Genomic DNA, 10,782 nt, shown 5'->3' with positions numbered 1-10,782 from the left:
GCGTTCGTGATCGGACAACTCGAGCAGCAACGGCTTCGGACCCGGCATCACCCCACCCTACAACCGCCCGCAAACTTCCGACTCAGGACACTAGTGGGCCTTTGGGGGACTCTCTTGGACCTTTCCGAGAAGGTCCCCCAGGGCTGGACACTAATCGGTGGCCAAATGGTGCTGCTGCATGGATTGGAACACGGGAGAACTCCCCCAGCGGCGAGTCTTGACCTTGATGTGCTGGCCGACGTCGTATCTGATCAGCAGAGTTTGCGTATGCTCGTAGGCGCCTTTGAAGAGATGGGATTTGAATCCGCTGGGATCTCCCCGGAAGGCAAGACGCACAGGTACAAGCGTGACGATTCCGCGGGCACCCTGATTGTCGACTTGCTCGCTCCGGATAATCTTGGGCAGAGAGTTAATCTCACTACTACACCGCCAGGTACGACGCTGGAAGTACCTGGAGGACGCCAAGCCGTGCAGCGGAGCGAAAGCATCTGGGCGCAACTCGGCGATCGAGTCGGGGTGATCCATCGTCCGAGTTTGCTCGGGGCGATCGTCGCGAAGGCGGCTGCTCTTGGCATTCCTACCGCACCCAAAGAAAAGCACTACCGCGATTTGGCGTTTCTGCTCTCTCTGCCCGTCAATCCTTTTGACCTTAAGCCCCGGCTGACGAAGTCGGATCGTAAAAAGCTGAAGTTGGCGGAGGCTCTGCGAGATGCGGATCATGCGGCTTGGCGAGCGCTGGAAGACTCAGAAGCGCAGGCGGACGGCCAGGGTATGTACCGGATTCTGACGTCAGCGTAGTAGCGGTTCCACTCCGGTGATCAAGTTGCCGGTTCCCCTGGCGGGGCGCACCAGCGGGCGTATGCGCGAAACGGTCACACGATCGGGACGGCGAGTTGGACTCTGCGCGCGGGGGCACCGGACTGCGGTGACAGCATCGGTCAGCTACGGCGGCCGCCCTCTTCAGCCGGGAGTTCTCCCCGGTGGGATGCCCTTCGTCTGACACTCTGAGTACGCGAGGAGGCCTTCCTGGCTCCGACCGACCCCGGCACAGCGGGCGCACACACTGCTCCGGCGTGGTTCTGGACGGATCGCCGGCAGGCGGGCGAGCGCCAGGCCGGGGAGGACATCGCGGCCGGGCACATCACCAGCCACGAGGATGTGGACTCCATGTTCACGTATCTCGCCACGGAGAGCCGGGTCACCCGTTCACACCCCTGTACCCCGCTCTTTCACCGTACGTCCGCAGACGGTTCCCCATGAGGCGTTGACCTGCGGAAACGAACTGCAGGGCAGAGGGTCTTCCCATCGCCCTGCCCCCTTCTTCCGCGCCCTCTCGGCGCGCGCTCGCGCTCTCCTCGTCCTTTCCTCGGAAGTGTCCGGATGCGAAGGCGCCCCCGAGGAGCCCGGAGGAGTGGTGATGCGTCGTAGCGCTCGTCTGTTGACCGGTGCCGTGCTTGCCGTGGGCGGGGCGGGGCTGGCCGCCGGGATCGCCTACGGCGTGCACGGGCAGGTGCTCGAGCTGGTGCCGGCCACCGCCGTGCCCGGGGACCAGGTCACCGCCAAGGCCACGGTCTGCCGGGACGGCAAGGCCGCCGCCGGGGACGCCAGTGCCGTCGGTGCCGGAGCGTTCACCCTCGCGCCCGCCATCGGCGGCGGTGAGGTGGCCGGGCGGTTCCGGGTGCCGGAGAGCGCGCAGCCGGGGACGTACGAGATCGTCGCGCAGTGTCCCTCCGGCGGACGGCAGGTCGCCGGGGATCTGGTGGTGTCGCTGACGCCGCCTCCCTCGCCCGAGCCCACGCACTCCGGCGGTGGCCTTCCGCACGGCAGTGTGAAGACGGGGGTCGGTGGTGCCTTCGGGACCGACCCCGTGCAGACCGCGGCCGGTCTGGCGGCTCTCGCCGTCGCCGCCGCGGGCGGTACCTGGCTCCTGCATCGCCGGGCGAGAGGCGACGGGATCATCTGACGGACACCCTCCGCCGTCCGTCCGCGGGTACCGCACTTCCCCTCCCCTCCGGGCCCGACGCCCCCCGTGGCCCGGAGGGGGCAGGGGGCCTGAGAGAGGAGAGAGGGGTCCCGCCGTGGTGCGACGTGAGGTCCTTCAGGTCTTCCGGGCGTCCCGGGTCCGCCGGGTCCGTGTCCGTCGTCGTGTCGGCGACGCCTCCATAGCCGGGGTCACCCTTCTCGCCCTCTGCTCCGGTGTCTGGCTGCTGCGCAGCGGGACCGAGGGGCATCCGCCGCCCCAGCCCGCCGCCGCCGAGGCCCGCGTCGATCCCCGGGCCGAGCCGCCCGCCGGGGCCGCGCTGCCGCCCTCGCCTCCCCTCCGCATCCGTATCCCCGCCCTCCGCGTCGACGCGGCCCTCATGGGCCTCGGGCTCACCCCGTCCGGCAGTCTCGACGTGCCGCCGCCCGACCGGACCGACCTCGCCGGGTGGTACGAGGCCGGGACCACCCCCGGGGAGACCGGCACCGCCGTCGTCGCCGGGCACGTCGACAACGCCGACGGGCCCTCCGTCTTCTACGGCCTCGGCGCCCTCAGGCGCGGCAGCACCGTCGAGGTCGACCGGCGCGACGGCCGGGTCGCCGTCTTCGTCGTCGACTCCGTCGAGGTGTACTCCACCGAGCGCTTCCCCGACCGGAAGGTCTACGGGGCCGCCGCACGGCCCGAGCTGCGCGTCATCACCTGCGGCGGCGGCTACTCGCACGCCACCGGCTACCGGGGCAACGTCGTGGTGTTCGCCCATCTCACCGGCAGCCGCTGAGGCCCGGGACCGGGGGCGCGGGCTTCGAGGCGCAAGAACCGCAGCCCCCTGAGCTGCGCGAACAGCACGCCGGCCAGCTCCTCACAGACCTTCCGCACCCTCGCCCAGCTCCCTCACACCACTCCCCCGCCCCCGCTGAGCGCAGCGTTCCCCGCGGGAAACAGACGTGATGCGGCCGGGTAACGTCCGCCCCGCAGGCTGCCGTGCATGACCTCGAATTCGCGTGTGGTGGTGATCGGCGCCGGCCTCGCGGGCGTACGGCTCGCCCAGCGGCTCGGTGAGCTCGGCACGCCCGCGCTGCTGATCGGCGAGGAGGAGCACGCACCGTACAACCGTGTGCTGCTCGCCGAGGTGCTGGCCGGGCGGTACGCCCCCGAGGTGATCGCCCTGCCCGCGTTCGACGGGCTGCTGCGCGGCCGGGTCACCGGGATCGACCGTGAGGGGCGGACCGTCAGCTGTGCCGACGGCTCCGTGATCGCGTACGACACCCTGGTGCTCGCCACCGGGTCCAATCCCGTACTTCCGCCGCTGCGCGGCCTGTTCGGCGCCGGGAACGGCGAACTTCCCCGAGGCGTCCACGCGTTCCGCACCATGGACGACTGTCTCGGGCTGTCCGAGGCCGTACGGCCCGGGGTACGCGCCGTCGTCATCGGGGGCGGGCTGCTCGGCGTGTCCGCCGCCCGCGCCCTCGCGGCGCGCGGGGCGCAGGTCGTCCTCGCCCAGCAGGCCGAGCGGCTGATGGAACGTCAGCTCGACCCGACGGCCTCGAAGCTCGTCCTGCGGTATCTGCGGGACGTCGGCGTGGAGGTGCACACCGAGTGCCGGGTGCGGGACGTGCGCTGCGAGGACGGTGCGGTGCGCTCCGTCGAGATGGCCGACGGCTACACCCTCGACGCCGATCTCGTCGTCCTCGCCTGCGGCATCCGGCCGCGCACCAAGCTGGCCGAGGACGCGGGCCTCGCCGTCCACAACGGCGTCCTCGTCGACGACGAGCTGCGCACCTCCGACCCCGCCGTCCGCGCCATCGGCGACTGCGCGCAGCACGACGGGACCGTCTACGGGCTCGCCGCTCCCGCGCTCGAACAGGCGGAGGCACTGGCCGGGGCGCTGGCCGAGGTCCCGGACGGGGTCCCGGACGAGGTACCGCCGTTCGTACCAGCAGGGGGGCCGTTCGGTCCCATAAATCGGAGTACCAGACTCCAATATAGTGGCACTCGCGCCCTCACCCGCCTCACGCTCACCGGCGACGACGTCCTTGACCTCGCCGTTTTCGGCCGAACCGAGGCGGAGCCGGGCGACGACGTGATCCAGCTCGCGGACGCGACACGCGGTACCTACCGCAAGGTCGTCGTCCGGGACGACCGCCTCGTCGGCGGGGTTCTCGTCGGCGCACTCGGCACCGTCGGTGTGCTGGCCCGTGCCTGGGAGGGAGCAGAGTCGCTCCCCGAAACCGGCCCTCTGCTCCATCTGCTCACCAATGACGGAGGCTCCTGATGCCTACGACCGCGTCCGCAGGGGATCTCTCCCGCCCCACCATCGTGCTCGTCGGCCACGGCATGGTCGGTCAGCGCTTCCTGGAGGCGCTCGCCGAACGCGGCCTGACCGGCACGCACCGCGTGGTCGTGCTGTGCGAGGAGCCGCGTCCCGCCTACGACCGGGTGCATCTGACCTCGTACTTCTCCGGCAGCACGCCTGACGAACTGTCCCTGACGGACATGGCGTTCATCGCGGAGCACGGCATCGAGCTGCGGGTCGGGGACCCGGCCGAGGGCATCGACCGGGACGCGCGGACGGTCACCGCCCGCTCGGGGGAGGTCTTCGGCTACGACGTCCTCGTCCTCGCCACCGGCTCCTACGCCTTCGTGCCGCCGGTCCCGGGCAAGGACGCCGAGGGCTGCTTCGTCTACCGCACCATCGACGACGTCCTCGCCATCGAGGAGTACGCGAAGGCGCAGGCCAGGACCGGTGCGGTGGTCGGCGGCGGGCTGCTCGGGCTGGAGGCGGCGGGCGCGCTGAAGGGCCTCGGGCTCATCACCCACGTCGTGGAGTTCGCGCCGCGTCTGATGCCGGTGCAGGTCGACGAGGGCGGCGGCGCGGCCCTGCTGCGCACCGTCAAGGACATGGGTCTCGGCGTCCACACGGGCGTCGGCACCCAGGAGGTCGTCACCGACGAGGCCGGCCGGGTCACCGGCATGAAGCTGTCCGACGGGTCCGTGCTGGCCACCGACATGGTGGTGTTCAGCGCCGGCATCCGGCCCCGCGACCAGCTCGCCCGGGACTGCGGGCTCGAGGTCGGGCAGCGCGGCGGCATCGCCGTCGACGAACAGTGCCGCACCCTCTCCGACCAGCACGTCTTCGCCATCGGCGAGTGTGCGCTCGCGGCCGACGGGCAGGTCTACGGCCTGGTCGCGCCCGGCTACGAGCAGGCGGTCGCGGTCGCCGCGACCATCGCCGAGGACGAGGCGTCCTTCACCGGCGCCGACATGTCCACCAAGCTGAAGCTGCTCGGCGTCGACGTGGCGTCCTTCGGCGACGCGCACGGCACCGCCGAGGACTGCCTGGACGTCGTCTACTCCGACTCCCGCGCCGGGCTCTACAAGAAGCTCGTCATCGGCCGCGACGGCACCCTGCTGGGCGGCATCCTGGTCGGCGACGCCGAGGCGTACGGCACACTGCGGGCGCTGACCGGTTCCGTGCCGCCCGTCTCGCCGGAACAACTGGTCCTTCCCGCCGGGGCGAGCGGCCCCGTCCAGCTGGGACCCTCGGCCCTTCCCGACGAAGCGGTCATCTGTTCCTGCCACAACGTGACCAAGGGCACCATCCGCGCCGCCGTCACCGAGCACCACTGCACCACCGTGCCCGAGGTGAAGAAGTGCACCAAGGCCGGCACGGGCTGCGGCAGTTGCCTCAAGGTGCTCAGCCAGCTCGTCACGGCCGAGCTGGAGGCGTCCGGCGTCGAGGTCGACAAGGGGCTGTGCGGTTGCTTCGCGCAGACCCGCGAGGAGCTCTACGAGATCGTCCTCGCGCTGCGCATCACCTCGTACCGCGAACTCCTCGACCGCCACGGCCGCGAGGACGCCCGGGGCGGCGACGGCTGCGAGATCTGCAAGCCGACCGTCGGCTCGATCATCGCCTCCCTCGCCCCGACCATCGGCGCCAGCGGCTACGTCCTGGACGACGAACAGGCCTCGCTCCAGGACAGCAACGACCACTTCCTCGCCAACCTCCAGAAGAACGGCTCCTACTCGGTCGTCCCGCGCATCCCCGGCGGTGAGATCACCCCGGAGAAGCTCATCGTGATCGGTGAGATCGCACGGGACTTCGGCCTCTACACCAAGCTCACCGGCGGCCAGCGCATCGACCTCTTCGGCGCCCGCGTCGAGCAGCTGCCACTGATCTGGACCCGGCTGGTGGACGCCGGCTTCGAGTCCGGGCACGCCTACGGCAAGTCGCTGCGCACCGTGAAGTCCTGTGTGGGGCAGACCTGGTGCCGCTACGGCGTCCAGGACTCCGTACGGATGGCGATCGACCTGGAGCTGCGCTACCGGGGGCTCCGCTCGCCGCACAAGCTCAAGTCCGCCGTCTCCGGCTGCGCCCGCGAGTGCGCCGAGGCCCAGTCCAAGGACTTCGGCATCATCGCCACCGCCAACGGCTGGAACCTCTACGTCGGCGGCAACGGCGGCGCCACCCCGCGCCACGCCGACCTGCTGGCGCAGGACCTGTCGGACGACGGACTCATCCGGCTCATCGACCGGTTCCTCATGTACTACATCCGCACCGCCGACCGTCTGGAGCGCACCTCGACCTGGCTGGACCGGATCCCGGGCGGCCTCGAGCACGTACGCGACGTGGTCGTGAACGACTCGCTCGGCATCGGCGGGGAGCTGGAGTCCCTGATGGCCGACCATGTCACCGGCTACCGCGACGAATGGGCCGAGACCATCAACGACCCGGAGAAACTCGCCCGGTTCGTGTCCTTCGTCAACGCCCCGGACACCCCCGACCCGGTCGTCGGCTTCGTCCCGGAGCGCGACCAGATCAAACCGGACCTGCCGCTGCTCACCATCGGCCACCGTCCCCTGGAAGGAAGTGCCCAGCGATGACCATGGCACCCGAGAAGACCGACCTGACCGTGCGAGTCGAGCTGGAGGACGGGCCGTTCGCGGTCTGCGAGCTGCACCGGCTGCTGCCCGGCCGGGGCGTGGCCGCCCTGCTGCCGGACGGCCGGCAGATCGCCGTGTTCCGCGACCGGTCCGACCGGCTCTACGCCATCGACAACCGGGACCCGTTCACCGGCGCGGCCGTCCTCTCCCGCGGTCTGACCGGCACCAGCGCCGGCCACCCGTTCGTGGCCTCCCCGCTGCTGAAGCAGCGCTTCGACCTGGCGACCGGGCAGTGCCTGGACGACGAGTCGGTACGCGTCGCGGCGTACGAGGTCGAGGCGGCGTAGCGCCGTCCGGCGGATCGCGCCGGGGCCGGGGCCGTGGTGCCCCGTGAGCGAGAGCTACGGCCGCCGGGAGCGGAGAAGGGACGGCACCCTCGCAGGCCCCGCACAGGCCATGCGAAGGGTGCCGCCCCTTCTTCTTTTCTTTGGTGCGCCGGAGCCGTCCCGGCCTTGGCGTGAGGGTCGGGTTGCCGGTGACGGTTCCGGGGTCGGGGAGGGTGACCCGGGGGGTGACCGGGTCAGCGGTGGTCGCTGCCCGTCGAGCTGGTCGCCGCGCGGGCCGCCTCCAGGCGGGCCACCGGGATGCGGAACGGGGAGCAGGAGACGTAGTCGAGACCCACCTCGTGGAAGAAGTGGACCGACTCCGGGTCGCCGCCGTGCTCGCCGCACACGCCGAGCTTCAGGTCCGGCCGGGTCGCACGGCCCGCCTTCACCGCCGACCGGACCAGGGAGCCGACACCGTCCCGGTCGATCGTCTCGAACGGCGACACCCCGAAGATGCCCTTCTCCAGGTACGCCGTGAAGAAGGACGCCTCGACGTCGTCCCGGCTGAATCCCCAGACGGTCTGGGTGAGATCGTTGGTGCCGAAGGAGAAGAACTGCGCGGCCTCCGCGATCTGACCGGCGGTCAGGGCGGCGCGCGGCAGCTCGATCATCGTGCCGATGGCCAACTTGAGTTCGGTGCCGGTGGCCCGCTGGACCTCGGCGATGACCTGGTCGGCCTCCTCGCGGACGATCTCCAGCTCCTGGACGGTGCCGACGAGCGGGATCATGATCTCGGCGCGCGGGTCGCCCTTGGCCGCCTTGCGTTCGGCGGCGGCCTCGGCGATCGCCCGCACCTGCATGGTGAACAGGCCGGGGATGACCAGGCCGAGGCGTACGCCGCGCAGGCCCAGCATCGGGTTCTGCTCGTGGAGGCGGTGCACGGCCTGGAGCAGCCGCAGCTCGTTCTCATGGGTCTCGTGGCGGGACTCCGCCAGGGCCACGCGGACCGACAGCTCCGTGATGTCGGGCAGGAACTCGTGCAGCGGCGGGTCGAGCAGCCGGACGGTCACCGGCAGGCCGTCCATCGCCTCGAACAGCTCGACGAAGTCTGTCTTCTGCAACGGCAGCAGCTGCTCCAGGGACTCCTGGCGCTCGTCGTCCGTGTCGGCGAGGATCAGGCGTTCGACCAGCTCGCGCCGGTCGCCGAGGAACATGTGCTCCGTACGGCACAGGCCGATGCCCTGGGCGCCGAAGCGGCGGGCGCGCAGCGCGTCCTCGGTGTTGTCGGCGTTGGCGCGCACCCGCAGGCGGCGCTTGCGGTCGGCGAAGGCCATCATGCGGTGCACGGCCTCGACGAGTTCGTCGGCGTCGTCGGCGCCCGGGTGCATCCGGCCCTCGAAGTACTCCACGACCGGCGACGGCACGACCGGGACCTCGCCGAGGTACACCTTGCCGGTGGAGCCGTCGATGGAGATGACGTCGCCCTCTTCGACGATGTGTCCGCCCGGCACGGTCATCCGGCGCCGCTTGGTGTCGACCTGGAGTTCCTCCGCGCCGCACACGCAGGTCTTGCCCATGCCACGCGCGACCACGGCCGCGTGGGAGGTCTTGCCGCCCCGGGAGGTCAGGATGCCCTCGGCGGCGATCATGCCGTCGAGGTCGTCGGGGTTGGTCTCGCGGCGCACCAGGATGACCTGTTCGCCGGAGCGGGACCACTTGACGGCGGTGTACGAGTCGAAGACCGCCTTGCCGACGGCCGCGCCCGGCGAGGCGGCGATGCCGCGGCCGATCTGCTCGGTCTTGGCGTCGTCGTCGAAGCGGGGGAACATCAACTGGGCCAGCTGGGCGCCGTTGACGCGCTGGAGCGCCTCGGTCTCGTCGATCAGGCCCTGGTCGACCAGCTGGGTGGCGATACGGAACGCGGCCCCGGCGGTGCGCTTGCCGACCCGGGTCTGGAGCATCCAGAGGTGACCGCGCTCGATGGTGAACTCGATGTCGCAGAGGTCCTTGTAGTGGTTCTCCAGCGTCGCCATGATGCTCATCAGCCGGCCGTACGACGCCTGGTCGATGTTCTCCAGCTCGGCGAGCGGCACGGTGTTGCGGATGCCGGCGACGACGTCCTCGCCCTGCGCGTTCTGCAGGTAGTCGCCGTAGACGCCCTGCTGGCCGGAGGCGGGGTCGCGGGTGAAGGCGACGCCGGTGCCGGAGTCGGGGCCGAGGTTGCCGAAGACCATGGAGCAGACGTTGACGGCGGTGCCCAGGTCGTGGGGGATGCGCTCCTGGCGGCGGTAGAGCTTGGCCCGGTCGCCGTTCCAGGAGTCGAAGACCGCCTTGATGGCGAGGTCCATCTGCTCGCGCGGGTCCTGCGGGAAGTCCCGGCCGGCTTCCTTCTTGACGATCTTCTTGAAGGCGGCGACAAGTTTCTTCAGGTCGGCGGCCTCCAGGCCGGTGTCGACGGTGACCTTCCTGACCTCCTTGGCCCGTTCGAGGGCGTCCTCGAACAGCTCGCCGTCGACGTCCAGGACGGTCTTGCCGAACATCTGGATGAGCCTGCGGTAGGAGTCCCAGGCGAAGCGCTCGTCGCCGGCCTGCTTGGCCAGTCCCTGGACGGATCTGTCGGACAGGCCGATGTTCAGGACGGTGTCCATCATGCCGGGCATGGAGAACTTGGCCCCGGAGCGGACCGAGACGAGGAGGGGGTCGTCGGTCTGGCCCAGCTTCTTGCCCATCCGCTGTTCCAGCGCGTCGAGGTGCGCACTCACCTCGGCACGGAGTGCCGCCGGCTCCTCGCCGCTGTCCAGGTAGACCTTGCATGCCTCCGTGGTGATGGTGAAGCCGGGCGGGACCGGGAGGCCCAGGTTGGTCATCTCGGCGAGGTTCGCGCCCTTGCCGCCGAGGAGGTCCTTGAGGTCCTTGTTGCCCTCGGTGAAGTCGTAGACCAGCTTCACGCCTTCGGCTTCCGCCCCGGGTACGTGAGGATCTTTGTTTTCCGAGTTTTCCGACACGGGTCTCGACTCCTCGAGGCTCGGTGGCTGCCCTGACGTGGGGAACATACCCAGATCGAAGGTGAGTGGGTACGGCCACCGCGGAGTCACATGCCGGTAACCGGGCGGCTGCCAGGGATCCGAAGTCAAGGCTTGGCAAGCCCGGGCGGGCGGGTGTTTTCACCTCTTGAACGCGGTGGTGCACGGAGCGGAGCGGGATTGCTCAGGTGAGCAGCTCTACGCACGGGTGAGTTCGATCGATGAACGATCAGGGGGTGGCACGGAGTGCCAATTCTTGGAGAAGTGCAAACGGGGGTGCTCCGCTCGTTTGAGCGGGAGGCTTATCAAGAGTGGCGAGAATCACTCTTCGGGTGGGGTGAGGGGTTTCAGCATGCGGACGGGGTTCCTGCCGGAAACGTGGCTGTCATCGGGGGCGGGGGGTGGGGGCCGGAGGGATGTCGCCCCCGCCGCCCCTTCCCGTTCCCGTCCCGGGGGGGGGGGGGGGGGGGCGCGCGGCGGCCGCGCGCGCGCGCGCGCCCGCCGGCGCGGGGCCGCCGCGCCGGGCCCGCCTGGGCCCCGGCGGCGGCGAGCGGGAGGGCGCGCGGCGCGG

At 70.6% G+C, this 10,782-nt stretch carries 7 protein-coding genes; 6 read left to right on the top strand and 1 reads right to left on the bottom strand.

Annotated elements, in window-relative coordinates; all coding sequences use genetic code 11:
- The first annotated feature begins 165 nt into the window (after positions 1-165).
- From ABZ862_RS37880 to nirD, 6 genes are all read left to right on the top strand, one after another.
- Positions 166-798: a hypothetical protein gene (locus ABZ862_RS37880; protein ID WP_360969011.1), complete on the top strand. Its 633-nt coding sequence runs from the start codon at positions 166-168 to the stop codon at positions 796-798.
- 619 nt (positions 799-1,417) lie between these two features.
- Positions 1,418-1,963 carry a hypothetical protein gene (locus ABZ862_RS37875; protein WP_360969008.1) on the top strand — a complete coding sequence of 182 codons (546 nt, stop codon included), beginning with the start codon at positions 1,418-1,420 and terminating at the stop codon, positions 1,961-1,963.
- A 199-nt stretch (positions 1,964-2,162) separates the two neighbouring features.
- Positions 2,163-2,759, top strand: a complete 597-nt coding sequence (locus tag ABZ862_RS37870; protein WP_360969014.1) for a class F sortase — start codon at positions 2,163-2,165, stop codon at positions 2,757-2,759.
- Positions 2,760-2,966: 207 nt separating this feature from the next.
- A complete protein-coding gene (locus tag ABZ862_RS37865) occupies positions 2,967-4,253 on the top strand; it encodes an FAD-dependent oxidoreductase (protein ID WP_360969005.1) in 1,287 nt (428 codons plus the stop codon).
- On the top strand, positions 4,253-6,862 hold the full coding sequence (gene nirB / locus ABZ862_RS37860; protein ID WP_360969002.1) for a nitrite reductase large subunit NirB: 2,610 nt from the start codon (positions 4,253-4,255) through the stop codon (positions 6,860-6,862). The genes ABZ862_RS37865 and nirB overlap by 1 nt, the downstream gene beginning before the upstream one ends.
- Positions 6,859-7,209: a nitrite reductase small subunit NirD gene (gene nirD, locus ABZ862_RS37855; RefSeq protein WP_360968999.1), complete on the top strand. Its 351-nt coding sequence runs from the start codon at positions 6,859-6,861 to the stop codon at positions 7,207-7,209. The genes nirB and nirD overlap by 4 nt, the downstream gene beginning before the upstream one ends.
- A 233-nt stretch (positions 7,210-7,442) precedes the next feature.
- Here the strand turns inward: nirD and ppdK are convergent, their stop codons facing one another.
- Positions 7,443-10,136 carry a pyruvate, phosphate dikinase gene (gene ppdK, locus ABZ862_RS37850; RefSeq protein ID WP_360968996.1) on the bottom strand — a complete coding sequence of 898 codons (2,694 nt, stop codon included), beginning with the start codon at positions 10,134-10,136 and terminating at the stop codon, positions 7,443-7,445.
- Positions 10,137-10,782: the final 646 nt, after the last annotated feature.

Origin of the sequence: Streptomyces sp. NPDC047000 (genome assembly GCF_040644295.1) — a bacterium.
Lineage (GTDB): Bacteria > Actinomycetota > Actinomycetes > Streptomycetales > Streptomycetaceae > Streptomyces.
This window is presented reverse-complemented; position numbering and strand designations above follow the sequence as displayed.

What these genes read in the sequence shown, in the direction of transcription:
- ABZ862_RS37880 (WP_360969011.1), top strand. Translation starts at nt 166, where the DNA reads ATGGTGCTGCTGCATGGATTGGAACACGGGAGAACTCCCCCAGCGGCG.
- ABZ862_RS37875 (WP_360969008.1), top strand. Translation starts at nt 1,418, where the DNA reads ATGCGTCGTAGCGCTCGTCTGTTGACCGGTGCCGTGCTTGCCGTGGGC.
- ABZ862_RS37865 (WP_360969005.1), top strand. Translation starts at nt 2,967, where the DNA reads ATGACCTCGAATTCGCGTGTGGTGGTGATCGGCGCCGGCCTCGCGGGC.
- nirB (WP_360969002.1), top strand. Translation starts at nt 4,253, where the DNA reads ATGCCTACGACCGCGTCCGCAGGGGATCTCTCCCGCCCCACCATCGTG.
- nirD (WP_360968999.1), top strand. Translation starts at nt 6,859, where the DNA reads ATGACCATGGCACCCGAGAAGACCGACCTGACCGTGCGAGTCGAGCTG.